The 23,152-nt window shown below is 63.9% G+C and carries 18 protein-coding genes; 1 reads left to right on the plus strand and 17 read right to left on the minus strand.

The features are described from left to right. Positions 1 to 75: 75 nt before the first annotated feature. From recN to aqpZ, 8 genes are all read right to left on the minus strand, one after another. Positions 76 to 1,749, minus strand: coding sequence for a DNA repair protein RecN (gene recN / locus FA04_RS10890; RefSeq protein WP_034792506.1), 1,674 nt, complete (start codon positions 1,747 to 1,749; stop codon positions 76 to 78). A 37-nt stretch (positions 1,750 to 1,786) separates the two neighbouring features. Further along, positions 1,787 to 2,653, minus strand: coding sequence for an outer membrane protein assembly factor BamD (locus FA04_RS10895; RefSeq protein ID WP_034792504.1), 867 nt, complete (start codon positions 2,651 to 2,653; stop codon positions 1,787 to 1,789). A 173-nt stretch (positions 2,654 to 2,826) separates the two neighbouring features. After that, positions 2,827 to 3,780: a UDP-3-O-acyl-N-acetylglucosamine deacetylase gene (gene lpxC / locus FA04_RS10900; RefSeq protein ID WP_034792502.1), complete on the minus strand. Its 954-nt coding sequence runs from the start codon at positions 3,778 to 3,780 to the stop codon at positions 2,827 to 2,829. Between the two features lie 334 nt (positions 3,781 to 4,114). Next, positions 4,115 to 5,902 carry a cell division protein FtsZ gene (gene ftsZ / locus FA04_RS10905; protein WP_034792500.1) on the minus strand — a complete coding sequence of 596 codons (1,788 nt, stop codon included), beginning with the start codon at positions 5,900 to 5,902 and terminating at the stop codon, positions 4,115 to 4,117. Between the two features lie 105 nt (positions 5,903 to 6,007). Continuing rightward, the gene (gene ftsA, locus FA04_RS10910; RefSeq protein ID WP_034792498.1) at positions 6,008 to 7,339 is read right to left on the minus strand and encodes a cell division protein FtsA; all 1,332 of its coding nucleotides are present in this window, start codon (positions 7,337 to 7,339) and stop codon (positions 6,008 to 6,010) included. Then, entirely contained in the window at positions 7,336 to 8,286 is a 951-nt protein-coding gene (ftsQ, locus tag FA04_RS10915; RefSeq protein ID WP_034792496.1) for a cell division protein FtsQ, read from the minus strand. Before ftsQ ends, ftsA begins: the two co-directional genes overlap by 4 nt. Beyond that, positions 8,274 to 9,200: a D-alanine--D-alanine ligase gene (locus FA04_RS10920; RefSeq protein ID WP_034792494.1), complete on the minus strand. Its 927-nt coding sequence runs from the start codon at positions 9,198 to 9,200 to the stop codon at positions 8,274 to 8,276. Before FA04_RS10920 ends, ftsQ begins: the two co-directional genes overlap by 13 nt. Positions 9,201 to 9,510: 310 nt before the next feature. Continuing rightward, a complete protein-coding gene (aqpZ, locus tag FA04_RS10925; RefSeq protein ID WP_034792491.1) occupies positions 9,511 to 10,197 on the minus strand; it encodes an aquaporin Z in 687 nt (228 codons plus the stop codon). Positions 10,198 to 10,517: 320 nt separating this feature from the next. Between aqpZ and FA04_RS10930 the strand changes: the two genes are divergently transcribed. Then, a complete protein-coding gene (locus tag FA04_RS10930; protein WP_034792460.1) occupies positions 10,518 to 11,828 on the plus strand; it encodes an MFS transporter in 1,311 nt (436 codons plus the stop codon). A 167-nt stretch (positions 11,829 to 11,995) separates the two neighbouring features. Here FA04_RS10930 and FA04_RS10935 read toward each other — a convergent pair whose 3' ends face one another. From FA04_RS10935 to FA04_RS10975, 9 genes are all read right to left on the minus strand, one after another. Then, complete coding sequence (locus tag FA04_RS10935) at positions 11,996 to 12,469, minus strand: hypothetical protein (protein ID WP_156623604.1); 474 nt, start codon at positions 12,467 to 12,469, stop codon at positions 11,996 to 11,998. Between the two features lie 240 nt (positions 12,470 to 12,709). Next, a complete protein-coding gene (murB, locus tag FA04_RS10940) occupies positions 12,710 to 13,684 on the minus strand; it encodes a UDP-N-acetylmuramate dehydrogenase (RefSeq protein ID WP_034792458.1) in 975 nt (324 codons plus the stop codon). 2 nt (positions 13,685 to 13,686) lie between these two features. Next, positions 13,687 to 15,096 (minus strand): UDP-N-acetylmuramate--L-alanine ligase, encoded by a 1,410-nt coding sequence (murC, locus tag FA04_RS10945; protein ID WP_034792455.1) that lies wholly within the window; start codon positions 15,094 to 15,096, stop codon positions 13,687 to 13,689. Further along, entirely contained in the window at positions 15,093 to 16,217 is a 1,125-nt protein-coding gene (gene murG / locus FA04_RS10950) for an undecaprenyldiphospho-muramoylpentapeptide beta-N-acetylglucosaminyltransferase (protein ID WP_034792449.1), read from the minus strand. The genes murC and murG overlap by 4 nt, the downstream gene beginning before the upstream one ends. A 3-nt stretch (positions 16,218 to 16,220) precedes the next feature. Further along, the gene (gene ftsW / locus FA04_RS10955) at positions 16,221 to 17,375 is read right to left on the minus strand and encodes a putative lipid II flippase FtsW (RefSeq protein WP_034792447.1); all 1,155 of its coding nucleotides are present in this window, start codon (positions 17,373 to 17,375) and stop codon (positions 16,221 to 16,223) included. A 96-nt stretch (positions 17,376 to 17,471) separates the two neighbouring features. Beyond that, entirely contained in the window at positions 17,472 to 18,863 is a 1,392-nt protein-coding gene (gene murD / locus FA04_RS10960; RefSeq protein WP_034792444.1) for a UDP-N-acetylmuramoyl-L-alanine--D-glutamate ligase, read from the minus strand. Positions 18,864 to 18,870: 7 nt separating this feature from the next. Further along, positions 18,871 to 19,971: a phospho-N-acetylmuramoyl-pentapeptide-transferase gene (mraY, locus tag FA04_RS10965; RefSeq protein WP_034792441.1), complete on the minus strand. Its 1,101-nt coding sequence runs from the start codon at positions 19,969 to 19,971 to the stop codon at positions 18,871 to 18,873. A 231-nt stretch (positions 19,972 to 20,202) separates the two neighbouring features. Beyond that, complete coding sequence (locus FA04_RS10970; protein ID WP_034792439.1) at positions 20,203 to 21,657, minus strand: UDP-N-acetylmuramoylalanyl-D-glutamyl-2,6-diaminopimelate--D-alanyl-D-alanine ligase; 1,455 nt, start codon at positions 21,655 to 21,657, stop codon at positions 20,203 to 20,205. Position 21,658: 1 nt separating this feature from the next. After that, complete coding sequence (locus tag FA04_RS10975) at positions 21,659 to 23,122, minus strand: UDP-N-acetylmuramoyl-L-alanyl-D-glutamate--2,6-diaminopimelate ligase (RefSeq protein WP_034793597.1); 1,464 nt, start codon at positions 23,120 to 23,122, stop codon at positions 21,659 to 21,661. Positions 23,123 to 23,152: the final 30 nt, after the last annotated feature.

A 23,152-nucleotide genomic window follows, 5' to 3' on the forward strand; every position in this document is an offset into this window, starting at 1 on the left:
CCGTGGGTTCAGATGAACATTCTGAGGACATCGCATCCTTCAGCCGCCAATGCTTCCACTTGGCGCCAGGATGATCTAGCCGTTGCCGGAAAGCAAGCGAGCGGCAGCCGCCCTCGCCTCTTCGGTGATCGAGGCGCCGGCAAGCATGCGGGCGATTTCCTCGGTGCGCGCCTTGTCGTCCATGCGGGCGACACGGGTGGAAATCATCTCGGCCTTCTCGGTCGAAGGACCCTTGGAGATCAGAAGATGCGTTGCCGCACGGGCCGCGACCTGCGGCGCGTGGGTGACGGAGAGCACCTGCACCGTTGCCGAGAGCCGCTTCAGCCGCTGGCCGATAGCATCGGCCACCGCACCGCCGACACCGGTGTCGATTTCATCAAAGACGAGCGTCGGCGCCGAGCCGCGATCGGCAAGCGCCACCTTCAGCGCCAGCAGGAAGCGCGAAAGTTCGCCGCCGGAAGCCACCTTCATGATCGGGCCCGGCCGCGTGCCGGGGTTGGTCTGGACGTGGAACTCGACGAGGTCGATACCGTCGACCGTCGGCAGCGACGGATCGCTTTGCACCTCGACCATGAAGCGTGCCCGCTCGAGCTTCAACGCCGGCAGTTCGGCCATGACAGCGTCGGAAAGCGCGGTCGCGGTATGGCGACGCTTTTCGGAGAGCGAGCGCGCCGAAGCGTCGAACGCCACCCGCGCCACGCCGACTTGTGCATCGAGCTGCTTCAACTTTTCCTCGCCGGCATCGAGATCGGCGAGATCGGAAATCATGCGAACGGCGAGTGCCGGCAGTTCCGTGACCGGAACCGAATATTTGCGGCTGGCGGCGCGCAGCGCGAACAGCCGCTCCTCCACCCGCTCCAGTTCCTTCGGATCGAACTCCGTGTTGCGCAACGCCCGCTCGACCGACATCTGCGCGTCCGAAAGCTGGTTGAGCGCACCGTCGAGCAACTCGACCGTTTCTTCGAGCAGGCCCGGCGCCTCCTGGCTCTTGCGCTCGAGACGGCGCACGAGTGAGGCGATCAGCGGAACCGGCGAAGCGTTGCCGTTCAGGAACTCCGAGGCCTCGTTGATGTCGCCGGCGATGCGCTCGGCCTTCATCATCCGCGCCCGGTTCTCGGCAAGCTCGTCCTCTTCGCCGTCGCGGGGGCTGAGCTTCTCCAGTTCTTCGACCGAAGACCGAAGGTAGTCCGCCTCGCGCGCGGCCGCCTCGACCCGCTCGCGGTGCTTCTTCAGGCCGCGCTCGGCATCCTTCCAGGCGCGATAGAGTTCGCTCACATGCGCCGCTTCTTCGGCGGTGCCACCGAAGGCGTCGAGAAGCGTGCGGTGCGCGTCGATATCGACGAGCGCGCGGTCGTCGTGCTGTCCGTGAATTTCGACCAGCATCTGGCCAAGCTGGCGCATCAGCTGGACGCTGATCGGCTGGTCGTTGACATAGGCCTTGGTGCGGCCGTCGGCCGACTGCACGCGACGAAAGATCAGGTCGCCGTCGTCGTCGATGCCGTTTTCCCTGAGCATCAGCCGCGCCGAATGCCCCATCGGCACGTCGAAGACCGCCGTCACCTGCCCCTTGTCGGAACCGTGGCGAACGAGCGAGCCATCGCCGCGCCCGCCAAGGGCGAGCGACAGGCTGTCGAGAAGGATGGACTTGCCGGCCCCGGTTTCACCGGTCAGCACCGAGAGCCCGGCGTCGAAATTGAGATCGAGCCGTTCAATCAGGACGATATCGCGGATCGAAAGCTGGGCAAGCATCCGGGGTTATATCTTCCTTGAAGGGCGCCGATAGATATCAGGCGCCGACGAGTTTCTTGGCGGCGCGCGAAATCCAGGAGTTGCCGCTTTCACGCGGCTCAAGGCCACCCGACTGCAGCAGCTTGAAGCTATCGTTGTACCACTGGCTGTCCGGGTAGTTGTGACCGAGAACGGCGGCAGCGGTTTGCGCCTCCTGGGTCACGCCCATCGCGAAATAGGCTTCCGTCAGGCGCGCCAGCGCTTCTTCAACCTGGTTGGTGTTCGGATACTGCTCGACGACGACGCGGAAACGCGACACGGCGGCAAGGTATTCCTTACGCTCGAGATAGTAGCGGCCGACCTGCATCTCCTTGCCGGCCAGCTGGTCGCGGGCAAAGCGGATCTTCGACTTGGCGTCGTCGACATATTCGGAGTCCGGGTAGCGGTCTACGACCGCCTGCATGGCTTCGATCGCCTTGAAGGCCGGCTTCTGGTCCTGCGTCACCGCCGGGATCTGCTTGGTATAGGCGAGACCCTGGATGTACTGCGCATAGGCCGCGTCTTCCGACTGCGGATAAAGATTGAGGTAGCGGCCGGTGGCGTTGATCGCCTCCTGGTACTGACCGTTACGGTAAGAAACAAAGGCGTTCATGACCAGCGCCTTGCGGGCATATTCCGAGAACGGATGCTGGCGGTCGAGCGCTTCGAACTTGCGCGCCGCCTCCGTCGTCTTGCCGGCATTGAGGTTGGCGAGGCCCTGATTGTAGAGCACTTCCGGCGGATCGGTTTCGGCCGTCAGCTTGGTGATGTCGATATCGGGATCGTTCTGGCAGGCGGTAATCAGGGCGCTGCCGGCAACGGCCGCGACAATGACGGCGGCGACGCGCGCTGACTTTTTCAAATCCACAGAAACTGCAAGAACCATCGGATATTCCCGTTCCATTCTGCGGGCATGGACCCCGCCAGACATGCGCTTTTAGAGCAAGTTACCTTGAGACCGCAACGTCATGATCGGTGATTCATGCAAATTTGTGGCAGCTCTATCATGAAAATGCCGGCCTTTCGGCCGGCGACTGGAGGAGATGATGACTTTTCTTGTTATGCGGACCAGGGCGCGAAGCCCGGAGCTGCCACTGCAACCATATCGCGCGCGCGGGTACGCTGGCGCGGGGTTGCCGTTTCGACGACTTCGTAGGCCGTCGGGTCGCTGAGAAGTGCCTTCAGCGCGTTGGCGTTCATCTTGTGGCCGCCGCGGTACGAGCGGTAGCAGCCGATGAACGGCGCGCCGGCGAGCGAGAGGTCGCCAACCGCATCGAGCGTCTTGTGGCGCACGAATTCGTCGGTGTAGCGCAGGCCCTCGACGTTGATCACCGTGTTGTCGTCGGAAATGACGACGGAGTTTTCGAGCGAGGAGCCGAGCGCAAAACCAGCAGCCCAGAGGCGTTCGACATCGCGCATGAAGCCGAAGGTGCGGGCACGCGACAGCTCGCGCTTGAAGACCGAAGGCGTCATGTCGCCCTTCCAGGCCTGGCGGCCGATCAGCGGGCAATCGAAATCGATCTCGACCTCGAAGCGCATGCCGTCATAGGGCGTGAACTCCGACCAGGAGGCACCCGATTCGATGCGCACCGGCTTGACGATGCGGATGTAGCGACGCTTGACCGCAAGGGCGCGAACGCCCACCTGCTCGATCGCGTCGATGAAGGGTTCGGAGCTGCCGTCCATGATCGGCATTTCGGCGCCGTGCACTTCGACCGTGAGGTTGTCGAGGCCGAGCGCGTAGATCGCCGCCATCACATGCTCGATCGTGGCGATCGAAGTCGCCGGCGACATGCCGAGAACGGTGCAGAGATCGGTGTTGCCGACCTGCGAGGAAACCGCCTTGTATTCGCTGACCCGGCCGTTGGAGAGAACGCGCTGGAAAACGATGCCCGCATCGGCTTCGGCCGGATGGAAGGTGATCGACACTTCCGCACCGGAATGAACGCCAATTCCCTTGAGCGTTACCGGGCTTGCAATCGTCGTCTGAAACCCGAGCAATTCGATTCCCATTCTCGTCACTTTCAATACCTGTGGCCAATGGCCAAAACCTGCTGGTGGACGCAACGATCTTCAGGGCACAAGAAAGATGCCCGAGAGTCCCGGCTCAACGACCGGTCCTCTGCGTTTCGAACAGACAGCGCTTGATCGAATCGCATGCGTCCCCAATTCCGAGTCTGAAAATAGGAGTTTGGAGGCACCATTCCAAATCACTGTTCGTTTCGCTTTGTTACGCATTTGCGACGGTCCGTAACATCGAATCAAACACCTGAAATAATGAACAAAATGCAAAAATGCCCGGGCAGTTGCCCGGGCATTCGGCAAGGTGAAGGAACGAGCCTTCCAATCAGTTCGATTGACGGCGCAGGAACGCCGGGATTTCGAGCTGATCATCTTCTTGCGGGCGCGCCTGCGGCGAAGCGCGACCGTGATCGTCAAGCTGGCCGCGGCGCGGCGCATAGAGGCTCGCTTCCGGCGAGAGCGGCCGGCGCTGCTGGGAAGCAGCGGTCGGGGCGGAAGCCGTCATGTCGGCGGCTGCCGGGGTCTGTTCGCGGTCACGCAGGCCGAGCGAGCTGGTGATGCGGTTGAGCAGACCCATCGGGCCGCGCTCTTCCTGCATCGGGGCAGCCGGCTGTGCGCGGCGGTCCATCTCTGCCTTTACGACCGGCGGAAAGTCTTCGACCTTCGGCATGCGAACCTGTTCCGGCTGCTGGCGCATGACCGGAGCGACGGGCTCCTGGCGCATGATCGGCTGCGGCTGGGGCTGAACCGGCTGCATCTGCGGCTGCGGCTGGCGCATGACCGGAGCGGCCTCTACCGGTGCAGCACCGGCGAAAAGCTTGCTCTGGGGACGAAAGTTGTCGTCGTGCATCGGCTGCTGAACCGGGGCCTGGGCCTGCACCTGGGCAGCCCGGGTCGCGATGTCGAGCTCGCGCTCCATTTCGGCTTCGCGGATGGCGGCTGCGATCTGGTCGGCGGTTGCCTGCTGCTGCATCGGCTGCTGAACCGGCTGTGCGACCGGCTGCTGCATCACCGGCTGGTGAACCGGGGCCGGCTGGTGCTGGGCAACCGGCTGCGGCTGCTGGGCCGGAACGGCGGCGGACGGGCGGACGACCGGCTTTGCTGCTACCGGACGAAAGTCGGCGGAACGACCCGCCACCTCCGCGGCCGTGCGGTCGATGCCGGTGGCAACGACCGAGACGCGGATGAGGCCTTCGAGGTCTTCGTCGAACGTCGCGCCGAGGATGATGTTGGCATCCGGGTCGACTTCTTCGCGAATACGGGTAGCCGCTTCGTCGAGTTCGAACAGGGTGAGGTCGCGGCCGCCGGTGATCGAGATCAGGAGGCCTTGGGCGCCCTTCATCGAGGTTTCGTCGAGCAGCGGGTTGGCGATCGCGGCTTCGGCGGCGGCCAGTGCGCGGCCTTCGCCCGAAGCTTCGCCGGTGCCCATCATGGCGCGGCCCATTTCGCGCATCACCGAGCGGACGTCGGCGAAGTCGAGGTTGATGAGGCCTTCCTTGACCATGAGGTCGGTGATGCAGGCAACGCCCGAATAGAGAACCTGGTCGGCCATAGCAAACGCGTCCGCAAAGGTCGTGCGGTCGTTGGCGATGCGGAAGAGGTTCTGGTTCGGGATGACGATCAGGGTGTCGACCGACTTCTGCAGTTCGGCGATGCCCTGGTCGGCGAGCCGCATGCGGCGCGCGCCTTCGAAATGGAACGGCTTGGTGACGACGCCGACCGTCAGGATGCCCTTGTTGCGGGCGGCCTGCGCGACGATCGGGGCTGCACCGGTGCCGGTGCCGCCACCCATGCCGGCGGTGACGAAGCACATGTGGGTGCCGTTGAGGTGATCGATGATCTCATCGATGCACTCTTCGGCGGCCGCACGGCCGACTTCCGGCTGCGAACCGGCGCCGAGACCTTCGGTGACGGCAACGCCCATCTGGATGATGCGCTCGGCCTTGGTCATGGTCAGTGCCTGGGCATCCGTGTTGGCGACGACGAAATCGACGCCCTGGAGGCCTGCGGTGATCATGTTGTTGACAGCATTGCCGCCGCCGCCACCTACACCAAAGACGGTGATGCGGGGCTTCAGCTCCGTGATATCCGGCTTCTGCAAGTTGATAGTCATAGTCCCGTTCCTTCTGGTTTCTGGCCGCCTTGCCGAGCCGGCCAAATCTTTCAAAGTCCTAGTTTGTCTTCACCCGGCCCCGTCCCTGTCGGAGCCGGCCGTCACTCAAAAGCTCTCTTTCAGCCACTGGCCCATGCGGGCGATGCGGCCGTTGCCGGCGCCGAGCGCCGAGAACATGCCGCCGTGGGAGGCATGGGTCTCGAGGTCGGCGACCTGCGGATAGATCATCAGGCCGACCGCCGTGGAGAAGGCCGGGCCCTTGGCAGCGGCCGGCAGCCCGGAAACTCCGAGCGGACGGCCAATGCGAACATTGCGGGCGAGGATGCGGCGAGCCGCTTCCGGCAGGCCGGTCAGCTGGCTGGCGCCGCCCGTCAGAACGATTCGCTTGCCGACGATCGGGCTGAAGCCCGAGCGCTGGATGCGATCGCGGATGAGTTCCAGCGTCTCTTCGATGCGGGCGCGCACGATGCGCGACACAAGTGCGCGCGGCACATGCGTCGGCTGATCGCGGTCGTCCTCGCCGATCGGCGGAACCGATACGATGTCGCGTTCGTCGGCGCTGTTGGGCAGAGCCGACCCGTGCACGACCTTCAGCCGTTCGGCATCCTCGATGCGGGTCGAAAGACCACGCGCCAGATCCGTCGTCACGTGATGGCCGCCGAGGCTGACAGCGTCAGCGTGAACCAGCTTGCCTTCGGCAAAGACCGAGATCGTCGTCGTGCCGCCACCCATGTCGATCGCCGCACAGCCGAGCTCGACCTCGTCGTCGACGAGAGCGGCAAGACCGCTGGCATAGGGGGTCGCCACCATGCCCTCGACCGAAAGGTGGGCGCGGTTGACGCAGAGTTCGAGGTTCTTGAGCGCTGCCCGTTCGGCCGTCAGCACATGCATGTCGACGCCGAGAACGTCGCCGAACATGGCGAGCGGATCGCGGATGCCGCGCTCGCCGTCGAGCGAGAAGCCCGTCGGCAGCGAGTGCAGGATGGCGCGGTCGGAGCGCAGCGACTGCTGGCCGGCGGCGGAGAGAACCTTGCGCAGATCATTGGCGTCGACTTCCTGGCCGCCGAGATCGATCGTCGCCGTATAGACGTCGCTCTGCAGCCGGCCGGCCGAAACGTTGACAATCAGGCTGTCTATGGTGAGGCCGGCCATGCGCTCGGCCGCATCCACGGCGAGCCGTACGACGCTCTCGACCGCATCGAGGTCGGCGACGACGCCGTTCTTGACGCCGCGGGACTTCTGGTGGCCGATGCCGATGATTTCGACGCTATGCGTACGGTTGGGCAGGATCTGGCTTTCGGCGCGCGGCGTCAGCCGGCCGATCATGCAGACCACCTTGGTCGAACCGATATCCAGCACCGAGACGACATGAGACCGCTTCGAGGAAAGCGGCTTCAGGCGCGGCAGGCCAAAGCTGGAGGAACCGAATAGACTCATATGCGGCCTTCTTTCTTCTTTTCGGTCTCCTGCGCCTTCAGCATCTTGTCCCTCGCCTTCAAGGCAACTTCGCGCCGGGTCACTGCGTCCGGCGTCAACTGAACTGTTGTTCTGTCTTCGAGCCTCAGATCCACGGCAGCGATATCGCGATCGAGGAGCTGGTGCTGGCTTTCCATGTCGGAGAGCACCTTCATCGCCCGGGCGACGTCGTGCTCCGGCAGCTTGACGACGATGCTGTTGTCGAGGCGCAGGTCCCAGCGGCGGCCGGCCACGCGCACGAAGGCCTTCACGCGCGAGCGGATCTCCGGCCAGCGGGAAAACTCGTCGTAGAAATCGGCAGCCGCCGTTTCGGCGTCACGGCCGACGAAGAGCGGCAGAGCGGCAAACTTGTTGTCGCGCAAGGGCGCGATCACGCTGCCGCTGCGCTCGATCAGCGAAAGATCCGAACCGTGCTGCCAGATGCCGAAGGCCTTGCGCTCGGTGAGGCTAACCTCGATCGTGCCGGGATAGATCTTGCGAACGGTGACGCCCTGCACCCAGGGCATTTCCGCAATCAGCTTGCGTGCCTCGGCGATATCGAGCGCCACCAGCGACGTCGTGCCGTCGAGGCCGAGCTGCTGGAGAATGTCGATTTCCGAGGTCTGGTCGTTGCCGGAAACCTTGACGTCTTCGATCGCGAAGCCTGCGGCCGTGGTCGAGGCCTGCGCGAAATTCTGCGTATGGCCGCCGAGCGACATGCCGTAAAAGCCGGTGGCGGCGAAAAAGGCGATCGCCGACAGCGTGCCGGTATAGGCGGGAAAGCGGATGCGGCCAGCGCCGAGGCTGACGAAGAAGCGCACGACGCGACGAAGCGGACGCGGCAGTACGCGCGCGCCATCCACATCGACGGCGGCGGCGCCATCGAGGTGACGAACCCTCTTGCCCCTTTTGCCCCTCAACGCAAACACGACGCGTCCTCCACCATCCAACTCAAAAACTCACCGAAGCTGTAGCCGGCATGCGCGGCCATCTCGGGCACCAGGGAGGTCGGTGTCATGCCGGGCTGGGTGTTGATCTCCAGCCAGATCAGCTCGCCCTCGGCGGAGGAACTGTCATCGAAACGAAAGTCGGATCGGCTGACGCCCCGGCAACCGATTGCCTGATGCGCCTTCAGAGCGAGTGTTTGTATTTTTTGGTAAATATTTGGTGAAATCTGTGCCGGAATGACGTGACGCGAACCACCTTTTACATATTTGGAATCATAATCGTAGAAGGCATGGCCCTGCGGGATGATTTCGGTGACGCCGAGCGCCTTGTCGCCCATGACACCACAGGTCAGTTCTCGGCCGGCGACATAACGCTCGACCATGATTCGGTCGCCGTAACGCCATTCGCTCGATGTCACCACCTGCGGCGGATGCGACTGATCTTCCTTGACGATGACGACACCGAAGCTGGAGCCTTCGGAAACCGGCTTGACCACGTATGGCGGCTTCATCGGGTGCTTCGGACCAAAGGCATGGCGATCCATGACCTGCGCATCGGCAACTGGAATGCCCGAAGCAGCCGCAACGTGCTTGGCCTGCGCCTTGTCCATGGCGAGCGCCGAGGCCAGTACGCCGGAATGGGTGTAGGGGATCTCAAGATATTCGAGGATGCCCTGGATCGTGCCGTCCTCGCCGAACGGTCCATGAAGGGCGTTGAAGGCAACGTCGGGTCGCAGCGCGGCCAGCGTCTCTGCGACATTGCGATCGACGTCGATCCGGGTGACGCGATAGCCGGCAGCCTCCAGGGCATCCGCACAGGCAGCCCCGGACGACAGGCTAACCGGTCGCTCCGAAGAAAATCCGCCCATCAGGACAGCCACATGCTTGCCGTTCATTCAAACCCCCAGACAATACGCCACTATCGCAAGGTTTCCTTGCGTCTGGCTGGCTCCCGCCCTCGCGAGTCAGCTGCGCCATTGGGGTCACTAGAACGTCATTAAGGTTAACGAACCGTTTACTTTCGTTAACCCCGGTCAGGAAATGAAACGCCGCCTGCAGGCGCAAGCGCATGTGGAACAAGGCATTTTAGCGAGAGATCAAAGGGTTGCGGAGTAATCTTGAATCTAATGCATAAACAGAAGAAAAAATGAAAAAACCCGCCGCAGCCAGGGCGGCGGGTCTATGCCTGACGGCATCCGAATTGGATCAGTCGTCATCACCGACAATCTTCCAGACGATGCCGGCGATCGCCGCGCCGACGATCGGCGCCACCCAGAACAGCCACAATTGCGCGACCGCCCAATCGCCGACGAAGAGCGCCTGCCCCGTCGAGCGGGCCGGATTGACCGACGTGTTCGTCACCGGGATCGAGACCAGATGGATCAGTGTCAGCGCCAGGCCGATGGCGATCGGCGCAAAGCCCGCGGGCACTCGGCCATGGGTGGAGCCGAGAATGATGAACAGGAAGAAGGCGGTTAGCACCACCTCGGCAACCAGCGCCGCCGTCAGCGAGTAGCCGCCCGGCGAATGCGCGCCGTAACCGTTGGCAGCGAAGCCACCGAGCTGGAAATCCCCCTTGCCGCTGGCGATCAGATAGATAACCGCCGCCGCGGCGATGGCACCCAGCACCTGGGCGATGACATAGCCGACAAGTTTGTGCGCCGGGAACTTGCCGGCAACCAGCAACCCCACCGAGACGGCCGGATTGAAATGCCCGCCGGAAATGCCGCCGACCGCATAGGCCATGGTCAGCACCGTCAGGCCAAAAGCAAAGGAGACGCCGAGATAACCAATACCGACCTCAGGAAGGGCAGCCGCCAGCACGGCGCTGCCGCAACCGCCGAAAACGAGCCAGAATGTACCGAGAAATTCCGCAGAAAGCCTTTTGAACATGCATTCGCTCCTGAAAAACGAAGCCGATCGCTTCGCCGTCGAGAGTTTGCCACAATTTGATTCTCGTCAATCCGGGTTGTCCCGCCAAACAAAGCTCCCGCAAAACGTGAAAATCTGCCTACGGCAAAGCAGTTGAGGCGCAAGCGAAAAGGCCGTCCCGCGCCGCGGCCCCAGGGCGGAGCGCCGACAGAATAATGATGCGCATGACGCCGATATCGTTCGCACTTCTTACGATATCAGGGTTTCGTCATGTCGAAACTTGCGTTAAGACGCCCGCACCCGCCTCCCAAGACGGTCTTACATCCATAGGAACAATGATAATGACAGACGCGACAACCTCCCTGTCGCCGAAGGACAATGCGTCAAAGCACGCGGCAGTGAACTCCCCTGCCCGGGTGCTGTTCGCAAGCCTCGTCGGCACGACCATCGAATTCTTCGACTTCTACGTTTACGCCACCGCCGCCGTTTTGGTGTTCCCGCACCTGTTCTTCCCGGGCTCGGACCCGACCTCGGCAATGCTGCAATCCTTCGCGACCTTCTCGATCGCTTTTTTCGCCCGCCCCTTCGGCGCCGTGATCTTCGGCCACTTCGGCGACAAGGTCGGCCGCAAGGCGACGCTGGTGGCGGCGCTGATGACCATGGGCATCTCCACGGTCGTCATCGGCCTTCTGCCGACCTATGCCACGATCGGCGTCGCAGCTCCGCTGCTGCTCGCGCTTTGCCGTTTCGGCCAGGGTCTCGGCCTTGGCGGCGAATGGGGCGGCGCAGTGCTGCTTGCCACCGAGAATGCGCCTGAGGGCAAGCGCAGCTGGTACGCCATGTTCCCGCAGCTCGGCGCGCCGATCGGCTTCATCCTGTCGGCCGGCACCTTCCTGATCCTCGGCGAAGTGATGAGCAACGAAGCCTTCCTCGCCTGGGGCTGGCGCGTGCCGTTCATCGCCAGCATCCTGCTCGTCGCCGTCGGCCTTTATGTCCGCCTGAAGATCACCGAAACGCCAGAGTTCCAGAAGGCCGTCGACAAGCACGAGCGCGTGCAGGTGCCGATCGCCGAGATCTTCCGTTTCCACAAGCGCAGCCTGGTGCTCGGCACTTTCGTGGCGCTTGCGACCTTCGTGCTGTTCTACCTGATGACCGTCTTCTCGCTCTCCTGGGGCACGGCGAAGCTCGGCTATTCGCGTGAGCAGTTCCTGGTCGTGCAGATGACCGGCGTCGTCTTCTTCGGCCTGATGATCCCGGTTGCCGGTATCCTCTCGGACCGCTACGGCCGTCGCATGATCTTGATCATCACCACCATCGGCATCGGCGTCTTCGGCCTGTTCATGGCCCCGCTTCTTGCCGGCGGCCTTGGCGGCGCCTTCCTGTTCTCGATCATCGGCCTCGGCCTCATGGGCCTCACCTACGGCCCGATCGGCGCAGCGCTGGCAGCCCCCTTCCCGACCTCGGTGCGCTACACCGGCGCGTCCATGACCTTCAACCTCGCCGGCATCTTCGGCGCGTCGCTGGCGCCGTACATCGCCACCTGGCTCGCCACCAACTACAGCCTCGATTACGTCGGCTACTACCTGCTGGCCGCCGCCGCCATCACGCTTCTGTGCCTGGTGCTGTCGACGGAAGACGAGGTTTCGGCCTGATCACGACTGGCCCCGCCTAGCGCGGCCGATCACAACCAAGAAGGGCCGCAGCGGCAACGCTGCGGCCCTTTCGTTTGGCGCCCTCTGTTCGCGAAGCCTCCGAAGCCAATCCGATGACGATCGCAGCACGCGGCGGGCCAGCGCCAGCAAAGCGCTGGCTGCTCGACTCACTGCTGCTCCATGAGGTCCGGATCGTCGGCGCAGTCGCCGGTCATGGCGCAGCTAGAGCCGACCTGCCGCGTGGACTTGGGAAGACGCGCAATCAACTCGCAGCGATGCATCGATTCCGCGAAAATATTGTCGACCTCCGTGCCGTCGATCATGACAACGCCGTTTCGGATGGCTGGGTGAGTGCCGTTCGCGATCTTCATCGCGACGATGCGGATGGCAGCGTTGGCGTAGTGGCATGGCCCCATTGAGAGTGCGATCTGCTGCCAACCGGGCGTCGCGTTCGCTTGCTCCGGCTGCTCATAGAACTTTGCCAGCATGTCGAGGAAATCGCCGTCTTTCATCCGGATCTGTTCGGCCAGCTTTGCAAGCTCGATCTGGTCGCCTGATTTTACGAGATCGGCAACCCTGGCTTCGAGACGCTGGGCGTCAGCACCGTCACCGAGCGAGGCGACGGCAGCTTGCAGACGCACCTCATCCATAGCTTTGACGGGCGCAAAGAACGCAAGATTGGCCAATAGGGATGAAACGGCGAGCAACCTCGCATACGACAGTCTTTGCAAGCAACGCACTCGAGCTTTCTCCTCGACCGTGATTGAGTAGGGACCCCGGCATTCTGCAAAGGCGCTGGCAGCCGCTTGCCGCCCGCCGGAAAAACAAGAGGCCGCAGCGCTTCCGCCACGGCCTTTCAGATTACGTCTCGCAACCGAGCCTTACGCGATGCCGCGGCCGAGGAACTCCTTGATCTCGTAGCCCGGCATGAAGTTGCCGATGCGCTTGATCTCCCATTCGAGCCGGACGCCGGAATGTTCGAGCACGCGCTGGCGCACGGTTTCGCCGAGATATTCGAGCTCGTAGCCGGTCGCCTGGCCGGTGTTGATCATGAAGTTGCAGTGCAGCGGCGACATCTGCGCGCTACCGATCATCATGCCGCGGCAGCCGGCCTCGTCGATCAGCTTCCAGGCCGAGTGGCCCTCCGGGTTCTTGAAGGTCGAGCCACCGGTCTTTTCGCGGATCGGCTGCACCGTTTCGCGATGCTGGCGCACGGCATCCATGTCGGTGCGGATCTTGTTCTTGTCCTCGGCGTAGCCTTCGAACACCGCGTGGGTGAAGATGAGGTCCTTCGCCGCCGCCGAATGGCGGTAGGCATAGCCCATGTCGGCATTCGACAGCACATGCTGGTTGCCCTGACGGTCGACCGCGTGCACCTCGACGACCCGCTCGCGGGTCTCGGCACCATTGGCGCCGGCGTTCATGCGCAGCGCGCCGCCGAGCGAGCCGGGAATGCCGTAGTAGAAGTAGAAGCCGCCAATGCCGTGATCGAGCGCCATGGCCGCGATGTTCTTGTCCGGGCAGATCGCGCCGGCCTTGATGCGGTTTTCGCCGACCAGTTCCAGATCGCCAAAACCCTTGGCCGACAGCCGGATGACGACGCCGGGAATGCCGCCGTCGCGCACCAGCAGGTTCGAGCCGACGCCGACAACCATGACCGGCACTTCAGCCGGGACCAGCTTCAGGAAGGTGATGAGATCGTCGGTGTCGTGCGGCTGGAACATCAGCTCGGCAAGACCGCCGGCGCGGAACCAGGTGACACGATCCATCGGCGCATCCGGCGTGATACGGCCGCGCACAGCGCTGACGCCACTTCCGAGCGATTCCAGTAGTTTCTGACCGTTGACCTGTTTCATGCTCAATTTCCTGAAATATCCGCGAGTTCCTTAGGCAGGGCAGCCGCCCAGTAGGTGATGCTGCCAGCCCCCAAGAGAACCACAAAATCGCCGGGCTGTGCAATCTTGCTGACAACCGGCGCGATTGCCTCCGGACCGGAGACGTAACGGGCGTCGCGATGGCCACCCGCCTTGATGCGATCGACCAGTTCCTCGGCCGTTGCGCCCGGAATGAGGTCTTCGCCGGCCGCATAGACAGGCGCGATCAGGATCGTGTCGGCATCGTTGAAGCAGGCCGAAAAATCTTCAAACAGGCTCGAAAGGCGCGAGTAGCGGTGCGGCTGGTGCACGGCGATGATTCGGCCCCGGCAGGCCTCGCGCGCGGCGCGCAGCACCGCCTTGATCTCGACCGGATGGTGGCCGTAGTCGTCATAGACGCGCACGCCGTTCGTCTCGCCGGTCAGCGTGAAGCGGCGCTTGACGCCGCTGAAGGAGGCAAGCCCCTTGGCGATCGCTTCCGGGCTGACGCCGAGGCGCTGCGCAACGGCGATCGCCGCGGTCGCATTGGACACGTTGTGGCGGCCGGGCATCGGCAGGCGAAGGTCCTTCATCGGGATCACCTGGCCGGTGCGCCGGCGGCGGATCTCGATGTCGAAGACGGAGGTGGCGCCGTCCATGCGGATGTTGTGGAAGCGCACGTCGGCCTGCGGGTTCTCGCCGTAGGTCACGACCTTGCGGTCCTCGATCTTGCCGACCATGGTCTGCACTTCCGGATGGTCGAGGCAGAGCACGCCGAAACCGTAGAAGGGCACGTTCTCGACGAACTGGCGGAACGCGGCGCGCACGGCATCGAAATTGCCGTAGTGGTCGAGATGTTCCGGGTCTATATTGGTGACGATTGCAACGTCAGCCGGCAGCTTCAGGAAGGTGCCGTCGGATTCGTCGGCCTCAACCACCATCCACTCGCCCTCGCCCATTCGGGCGTTGGTGCCATAGGCATTGATGATGCCGCCGTTGATGACGGTCGGGTCGAGCCCGCCGGCCTCGAGCAGCGCTGCGACCATCGAGGTCGTGGTCGTCTTGCCATGCGTGCCGCCGATCGCGATCGCATTGCGGAAGCGCATGAGCTCGGCCAGCATCTCGGCGCGGCGCACGACGGGAAGGAACTTCTCGCGCGCGGCGATCAGTTCCGGATTGTCCTTCTTGATCGCGGTCGAAACGACGATCACCTCTGCTTCGCCGAGGTTTTCCGCCTTGTGGCCGACGAAGACCTCGATGCCCTTGGCGCGCAGGCGCTGCACATTGGCACTGTCGGACTGGTCGGAACCCTGGACCTTGTGTCCGAGATTGTGCAGCACCTCGGCGATGCCGCTCATGCCGATGCCGCCGATACCGATGAAATGGACCAGCCCGATGGTTTTCGGCATTTTCATGAGCGTGTTTCCCTGAATTTCTCGACTGTCAAACCGCTGGCAATAGCCTCTACGAGGGATGCAAGCAAGCTTGCTGCGTCCGGCTTGCCGGTTTCCCGGGCATTTGCCGCCATCTCCGCGAGCGATTGCGGCTTGGCGATCGCATCATTGAGGATGCCGGCGAGACGGTCGGCGGTGAGTTCGGCCTGCGCGATCACGCGTGCGCCACCCTTGGCGGCAAGGGCGGCTGCATTGGCCGCCTGGTCGTGATCGAGCGCATAGGGATAGGGCACGAGGATCGCCGGCCGGCCGATGACCGCAAGCTCCGATACCGTCGAGGCGCCGGAGCGGCAAATGACGAGCTGAGCGCCGGCGATGCGCTCGGCCATATCGGTGAAGAACGGCGAGACCTCGGCGGGCACACCGAGCTTCTCATAGGTGGCGATCACGCCGTCCCTGTCTTCCGGCCGGGCCTGCTGCGTGACCTTGAATCGCTGGCGAACCTCGTCGTCCAGACGGCAGATCGCCTGCGGTACTGCCTTGGAAAAATACTGTGCGCCCTGGCTGCCGCCGAAGACGACGAGATGGAATGGCGCGTCGCCGACAGCCGACACATAGGGCGTGTTGGCGGCGGCTAGCACCGCCGGGCGAACGGGGTTGCCCGTCGTCACGGTTTTCGCGGCAAAGGCGCCCGTGCCCTCCGGAAGAAAGCCACCGGCGATCGCCTTGACGCGCGAGGCCAGCGCCTTGTTGGCGCGGCCCATGACGGCGTTCTGCTCGTGGATGATCGACGGCACACCCATGCCGGTTGCCGCCAAGAGCGGCGGCACGGTCGGGTAGCCACCGAAGCCGACGACGGCCTTGGGCTTCAGCCGGGCAATCAGCTTTCTCGCCGCGCGCATGCCGCTCCACAGCGTCCAGAGCGATTTGACGACGCTGACCGGGTTCTTCGAGCCGATTGTCGCCGAAGGCACGACATGAACCTCGTCGGCCGGGAACTTGCCGGCATAACGTTCGGCGCGGCTATCGGTGACCAGATGCACCGAATAGCCCATGGCCTTCAGCTCGTGGGCCAGCGCTTCTGCCGGAAAGAGATGGCCGCCGGTACCGCCGGCGGCAAGCAGGATGATGCCTTTAGTCATATTTTACTCCGCCGGCACGCCAATGCCGGACCGAAACAGGCTGCGCTCCACGGCGCGCTTCTCCGGGCGGTGACGGGTCAAGGCCAGGATGAAGCCGGCAGTGACGCAGATCGCCACCATGGACGAGCCACCATAGGAGATCAGCGGCAGGGTCATGCCCTTGGCCGGAAGCAGTTCGAGGTTCACGCCGATGTTGATCATCGACTGGATGCCGATCTGAAGCACCAGGCCGGCAACGGCGAACCGGTTGAAGTCGTTGCGTTCGCGGAAGGCATGGTTGAGGCCGCGCATCACCAGGAAGGCGAAGATCAGCACGATGACCATGCAGAAGACGATGCCGAATTCCTCGGCGGCAACGGAAAAGACGAAGTCGGTATGGCTGTCCGGGATGATGCGCTTGACGATGCCTTCGCCCGGGCCCCGGCCGAACCAGTCGCCGCGGATGATCGCCTCGCGGGCGGTATCCATCTGGAAGGTGTCGCCTTCGCCCGTCAGGAACTTGTCGATACGCGCGGCCACGTGCGGCAGCAACGTATAGGCGACGAAGAAGCCGCCGAGGGCCGCACCGCCAAGCAGGATGATCCAGAGCCAGGGCATGCCGGCCATGAAGAACATGCCGCCCCAGACGGCGGTGGTCAGGATCGTCTGGCCGAGGTCGGGCTGGGCGACAAGCAGGGCCGCGACGATGCCGAAGAGCAGGATGGCAAAGAGATTACCGGGGATTTCCGGCTGGCGCGCATGTTCGGAAAACAGCCAGGCACAGACGACGACGAAGGCCGGTTTCATGAACTCCGACGGCTGGATCGAAATCCCACCGAGCGAAATCCAGCGCATCGAGCCCTTCACCTCTTCGCCGATGAAGAGCACCAGCACCATCATGCCGAGCGAACCGGCAAGAAGCAGAATCGCCGCGCGCCGGACCTGGCGCGGCGAGAGGAAGGAAATCCCCACCATCACCACCAGCGACGGCAGAAGGAAGAGTGCGTGACGCCGGACGAAGTGGAAGCTGTCGAGGCCGATGCGCTCGGCAACCGCGGGGCTCGCCGCAAAGGACAGCATGAAGCCGACGCCCATCAACAGGATGAAGGTCGCCAGAAAGAACCTGTCGATCGTCCAGAACCAGTCGGCCACGGGGCCACGTTCGGCTCGGCTTACCATCTTGTCAGTCCCCTTCTCCGGCGCCCATCGCGCCCACGTCCGAAATCCCGCACCACCTTCCGCATCGACCGGCACGCATGCGCGCCGGCCGAGGGATCAAATCAGCATCGTCACGCCTTCGATCGCGCGCACATGGCCGACGAAGGCATCACCGCGTACCTCGAAGTTCTTATACTGGTCGAAGCTTGCGCAAGCCGGTGAGAGCATCACCGCCGAGCCGCCCGTCTCGTCCCTGCCGGCATCGGCCGCGGCATGCGCTACCGCCTGCTCCAGCGTGCCCGAGATCTCATAGGGAACCGCTTCGCCAAGCGTCGCGGCGAAAGCCGGTGCGGCCTCGCCGATCAGATAGGCCTTGGCGATCTTCGGGAAGAAGGGTGCAAGCGTCGTGATGCCCCCTTCCTTCGGCAGACCGCCGGCGATCCAGTAGATGCGGTCATAGCTCGAAAGCGCCGGCGCCGCCGCATCCGCATTGGTCGCCTTGCTGTCGTTGACGAAGACCACCGTACCCTTGCGGCCGACCGGCTGCATGCGGTGCTTGAGACCGGGGAAGCTCTTCAGGCCGGCGTGGATTTCCGCCGCGCTGACGCCGACCGCAAGGCAGGCCGCGATGGCCGCGGCTGCGTTCTGGGCGTTGTGACCGCCGCGCAGCGTCTGGATGCCGTCGAGATCGACGAACAGGCCGGAAGTGCCACCTTCAGCCTTCAGGATGCGCGAGCCCTCGGCATAGAGGCCGCTTGCCAGCACATGGCGACGGGAGATCCGCACGGTCCTGGTGCCGGCGCGCTCGACCCGATCGGCGATCAGCGCCGAGAAACTGTCGTCGACACCGACGATTGCCGTGCCGCTACCGGCGACCAGCCGTTCCTTGATGTCGGCGTAATGCTGCATCGTGCCGTGGCGATCGAGATGATCGGGTGTCAGGTTGAGCAGAATGCCTGCCGTCGGGTTCAGCGTCGGCGCCAGATCGATCTGGTAGGACGAGCACTCGACCACGTAGAAGCGCCCGGCCTTCGGAGGATCAAGCGTCAGCACCGCGGTGCCGATATTGCCACCGAGCTGCGTGTCTCGGCCGCTTTCCTTGAGGATATGTGCGATCAGCGCCGTCGTCGTCGATTTGCCGTTGGTGCCGGTTATCGCGATGAAGGGGCAATCGGGCGCATGCGCCCGGCGTTCGCGCACGAAAAGTTCGACGTCGCCGATGATCTCGACACCAGCCGCATGGGCAAGATCCACAGTCCAGTGCGGCTTGGGATGCGTAAGCGGCACGCCGGGCGAAAGCACGAAGGCGGCAAAGGCCGCCCAGTCGACGGTGCGCAGGTCCGCCGTCGGCACGCCTGCGGCCGAAGCCTTGGCGACGCTATCCGGGTTGTCGTCCCATGCGGTAACCTGGGCACCACCGGCGACGAGCGCCTGCGCGGTCGCAAGGCCCGAACCGCCGAGACCGCAGAGAGCGACTTTCCTGCCCTTGAAGGAAGTGACCGGGATCATCGTCCGCTCACCGCAGCTTGAGGGTGGAGAGGCCAACCATCGCCAGGATGACGGCGATGATCCAGAACCGGATCACGACCTGGCTCTCGGTCCAGCCCTTCTTTTCGAAGTGGTGGTGGATCGGCGCCATCAGGAAGACGCGGCGGCCGGTGCGCTTGAACCAGAAGACCTGGATGATGACCGACAGCGTCTCCATGACGAAGAGGCCGCCGATGATGATCATGACGATCTCGTGCTTGACGGCGACGGCAACGGTGCCAATCAGGCCGCCAAGCGCCAGCGACCCGGTGTCGCCCATGAAGATGGCGGCCGGCGGCGCATTGAACCAGAGGAAGCCGAGGCCGGCGCCGATGACAGCGCCGAGGATGACGGCAAGCTCGCCCGTGCCGGGCACGAAATGGATCTGCAGATAGTTGGCGAAGACGGCGTTACCAGCGAGATACGCGATCAGGCCGAAGGCGGCAGCGGCGATCATCACAGGCACGATCGCAAGACCGTCGAGACCGTCGGTCAGGTTCACGGCATTGCCGGCGCCGACGATGACGAAGCCACCGAACAGCACGAAGAAATAGCCGAGATTGACGATCAGGTCCTTGAAGAAGGGGAAAGTGACGGAGGAGCCGAAAGTGGAGCCGGACGGACCGCCCGAAAGCGAGGCCTGCATCATGAAGAACACGGCGATCGCCGCGATCACGAATTCGATGCCGAGGCGTGCCTTTCCGGAAAAACCCTTGTCCGACTGCTTCGTAACCTTGAGGTAATCATCATAGAAGCCAATGGCGCCGAAGCCGAGCGTGACGAGCAGCGTCGAGACCACGTAGACGCTCGACAGATCGGCCCACAGCAGCGACGAGACGACGATGCCGGCCAGGATCATCAGGCCGCCCATGGTCGGCGTGCCGGCCTTCTTGAAATGCGTCTGCGGCCCGTCGGCGCGGATCGGCTGGCCCTTGCCCTGGCGGATGCGCAGCGAGGCGATCATCGCGGGCCCGAAGAGGAAGACGATCATGGCCGACGTGAAGAGCGCCGCGCCGGTGCGGAACGTGATGTAGCGAAAAAGATTGAAAAACTGAAAGTGGTCCGCCAGTTCCACAAGCCAAATGAGCATAAGGGACCTTTCCCCAAAGGTTTCCTGCACAATGATGCAGCAGTTTAAAGTGTTACAGCGAAGCTTTCCCGCCCCGGGAGACGCGGCGCCGTAGTATTTCGAAACACGTCCAACAGAATCATCTGAAAAACGATACGCGCTTGCATGCGAAAGTGTTAGGGCGCGCCGCCTAACCTCAAACTGTATCCACCGCGCCATCATGGGCGGTTCCGCCGGCTTTTATTACGCCGGCTACCCCTCGGCTTCGGTTCCCTCGGCCCCGTATTCCTCGGCTTGCGTCTCCGGATAGCTCTCGATCAGCGCCTGCACGATCTTGGCGCAGCCGGTTCCCTTGGACGACTTGACCATGACAACGTCGCCCGGCGCGACAGCGGCCAGCGCATAGGCTTTGAGGTCCTCAACGCTCTCGCGATAGATCACCGAAACTTCGGGCGGAAGCGCGTCGCGCAGGTGCGCCATCAGCGGTCCGGCGAGCCAGACATCGGTAATACCGGCTTCGATGAGCGGACGGGCAAGGGCCGCATGCACCTCGGCCGCGTGTTCGCCCATTTCGAGCATGTCGCCGAGCACGGCGACACGACGGCCGCCGACCGGCGGCTCGCTGTCGCGCAGCAGCGAAATTGCCGCCCGCATCGAGCTCGGATTGGCGTTGTAACTCTCGTCGATCAGCTTCAGCGTACCGCCGCCGATCGAAAGCGTGTGGCGCCGGCCCCTGCCCGTTTCGGCCTGCATGGTTGCGAGCGCCGAAGCCGCATAGTCGAGATCGCCGCCAGCAAGCTTCACCGCTGCGAGAACCGCAACGGCATTCTCGGCGATGTGACGCCCGGGGGCACCGATCGCGACTTCCAACGTGCGACCGCCGATGCCGGCCCAGAGAATGGAACCCTCCGCACCGCCGCTGAATTCAACCAGCCGGAATTCGGCCTTCGGGTTGGCGCCGAAGGAATGGATGTGGCTGACGCCGGCCGCTGCCGCGGCGTCTTCGAGCAGCTTGTACTGCGGGCTGTCGTGAATGATCAGCGCGTGGCCGCCATTGACGACGCCTTCGAAGATCTCGGCCTTGGCTTCGGCGATCTGGTCGAGGCTCTCGAAATTGCCAAGATGGGCGGCAGCGATGCTGGTGACGATGGCCACATGCGGGCGCACCATGGCGGTCAGCGGCCGGATCTCGCCCGGATGGTTCATGCCGATTTCGAAGACGCCGAAATCGGTTGCCTCGGGCATGCGCGCAAGCGTCAGCGGCACACCCCAGTGATTGTTGAAGGAGGCGACCGACGCATGTACGCGGCCCTGCGGCTGAAGCACGTGGCGCAACATCTCCTTGGTGGTCGTCTTGCCGACCGAACCGGTGACGGCGATGATCTTGGCGGCACTGCGGTCGCGCGCCGCACAGCCGAGCCGGATCATCGCTTCGAGCACGTCGTCGACGACGATCATCGGCGCATTCAGCCGTCCGAGCGCCGGCAGCTTGCCTTCGCTGACGACCAGCACCGCGGCGCCATTGGCGAGCGCGATACCCGCATAGTCGTGGCCATCCACGCGATCACCCTTGATCGCGAAGAAGGCTTCGCCCTTGCCGATCGAGCGGCTGTCGATGGAGATCCCCGAGATGCCTTCAGGCAGATTGCCGACCGGCCGGCCATTCATGGCGGCCAGGAGATCGCTGCTTGTCCAGAGCCAGTTCAAATCACAAGCCTCCCAATGCCTTGCGGACCTCCGCGTGATCCGAGAAGGGCAACGTGACGGAGCCGATCGTCTGCCCCTCCTCGTGCCCCTTGCCGGCGACGATCAGCGTGTCGCCGGTCTTCAGCATGCCGACCGCCGTGCGGATCGCCGTGGCGCGGTCGCCGATTTCGATGGCGCCCCTGGCCGCCGCCATGATTTCGGCGCGGATCACATCGGGCACTTCCGAGCGCGGATTGTCGTCGGTCACGATCGTCACGTCGGCAAGCCGGGTGGCGATCTCGCCCATGATCGGGCGCTTACCCTTGTCGCGGTCGCCGCCGCAGCCGAACACCACGACGACGCGGCCGGTCGTGAACGGCCGCACCGAGGCGAGCACGTTTTCCAGCGCATCCGGCTTGTGGGCGTAATCGACATAGGCGAGCGCGCCGTCCCTGGTCTGGCCGACCAGTTCAAGACGACCGGAGGCCCCCTGCAGCTTTTCAAGCGCGGAGAAGGCAGCCTTGGCGCTGATGCCGGTGGACATGGCAAGGCCGGCCGCCCCGAGCGCATTGGCCACCTGGAAGTCGCCGGCAAGCGGAATGTGGATTTCGAAGATGTCGTCGCCGACATGCACTTCGGCCGACTGCTTGTGGCGGAAGTGCTCGACCCGCTTCAGAGAAATGTAATCGCCCTTGCGGCCGACCGTTCGCACGTCGAGCTTGGCCTTGCGGGCAGCAGCGATCGCCTGGTCCGACCACTGGTCGTCGGCAAAAATCACCGCGGGCGCGCCCTTCGGCAACAGCGCCTCGAACAGCCGCATCTTGGAGGCCATGTAGTGCTCCACCGTCGGGTGGTAGTCCATGTGATCGCGGCCGAGATTGGTGAAGGCGGCAGCCGACAGGCGCACGCCGTCGAGCCGGCTCTGGTCGAGGCCGTGGCTGGAGGCCTCCATCGCCGCATGGGTGACGCCGGCATCGGCAAGTTCGGCGAGCAGCTTGTGCAGCGACACCGGATCGGGCGTCGTCAGCGAGCCGTAATCGTTACGCCCGGGTGCGACGACGCCGGTCGTGCCGATCATCGCGGCTGCAAGACCGGAATGCGCCCAGACCTGGCGGGTGAAGGAGGCGACCGAGGTCTTGCCAGCGGTGCCGGTGACGGCGACCATGGTTTCCGGCTGGCGGCCATAGAAGGCAGCGGCAGCGCGGGCGAGAAAGGCGCGAGGTTCGGAAAGCTTCAGGACCGGCGCTGCCGAAGTGTCGACGTCTGAGCCAGCTTCGGTGACGACGGCGACCGCGCCGCGCTTCAGGGCATCGGCGACATAGGCGCTGCCATTGGCCTTGCTGCCGGAAACGGCGACGAAGAGATCCCCTGGCTGAACCTGCCGGCTATCGGCCGTCAGTCCGGCAACGTCGATATCGGCGGCAGCGCCGCTCAGTTGCGCCGAAAGTTCCGGGAAGCTCGATCCCGCCAGGTCTTTGATCTTCATGAACGCACGTCTCGCATCGATTTCGATCCG

Origin of the sequence: Ensifer adhaerens (assembly GCF_000697965.2) — a bacterium.
Taxonomy (GTDB): Bacteria; Pseudomonadota; Alphaproteobacteria; order Rhizobiales; family Rhizobiaceae; genus Ensifer; species Ensifer adhaerens.

Excerpts from the sequence above, each read along its gene's own strand:
- recN (WP_034792506.1), bottom strand. The coding sequence starts at position 1,749 with ATGCTTGCCCAGCTTTCGATCCGCGATATCGTCCTGATTGAACGGCTC.
- FA04_RS10895 (WP_034792504.1), bottom strand. The coding sequence starts at position 2,653 with ATGGTTCTTGCAGTTTCTGTGGATTTGAAAAAGTCAGCGCGCGTCGCC.
- lpxC (WP_034792502.1), bottom strand. The coding sequence starts at position 3,780 with ATGGGAATCGAATTGCTCGGGTTTCAGACGACGATTGCAAGCCCGGTA.
- ftsZ (WP_034792500.1), bottom strand. The coding sequence starts at position 5,902 with ATGACTATCAACTTGCAGAAGCCGGATATCACGGAGCTGAAGCCCCGC.
- ftsA (WP_034792498.1), bottom strand. The coding sequence starts at position 7,339 with ATGAGTCTATTCGGTTCCTCCAGCTTTGGCCTGCCGCGCCTGAAGCCG.
- FA04_RS10920 (WP_034792494.1), bottom strand. The coding sequence starts at position 9,200 with ATGAACGGCAAGCATGTGGCTGTCCTGATGGGCGGATTTTCTTCGGAG.
- aqpZ (WP_034792491.1), bottom strand. The coding sequence starts at position 10,197 with ATGTTCAAAAGGCTTTCTGCGGAATTTCTCGGTACATTCTGGCTCGTT.
- FA04_RS10930 (WP_034792460.1), top strand. The coding sequence starts at position 10,518 with ATGACAGACGCGACAACCTCCCTGTCGCCGAAGGACAATGCGTCAAAG.
- murB (WP_034792458.1), bottom strand. The coding sequence starts at position 13,684 with ATGAAACAGGTCAACGGTCAGAAACTACTGGAATCGCTCGGAAGTGGC.
- murC (WP_034792455.1), bottom strand. The coding sequence starts at position 15,096 with ATGAAAATGCCGAAAACCATCGGGCTGGTCCATTTCATCGGTATCGGC.
- murG (WP_034792449.1), bottom strand. The coding sequence starts at position 16,217 with ATGACTAAAGGCATCATCCTGCTTGCCGCCGGCGGTACCGGCGGCCAT.
- ftsW (WP_034792447.1), bottom strand. The coding sequence starts at position 17,375 with ATGGTAAGCCGAGCCGAACGTGGCCCCGTGGCCGACTGGTTCTGGACG.
- murD (WP_034792444.1), bottom strand. The coding sequence starts at position 18,863 with ATGATCCCGGTCACTTCCTTCAAGGGCAGGAAAGTCGCTCTCTGCGGT.
- mraY (WP_034792441.1), bottom strand. The coding sequence starts at position 19,971 with ATGCTCATTTGGCTTGTGGAACTGGCGGACCACTTTCAGTTTTTCAAT.
- FA04_RS10975 (WP_034793597.1), bottom strand. The coding sequence starts at position 23,122 with ATGAAGATCAAAGACCTGGCGGGATCGAGCTTCCCGGAACTTTCGGCG.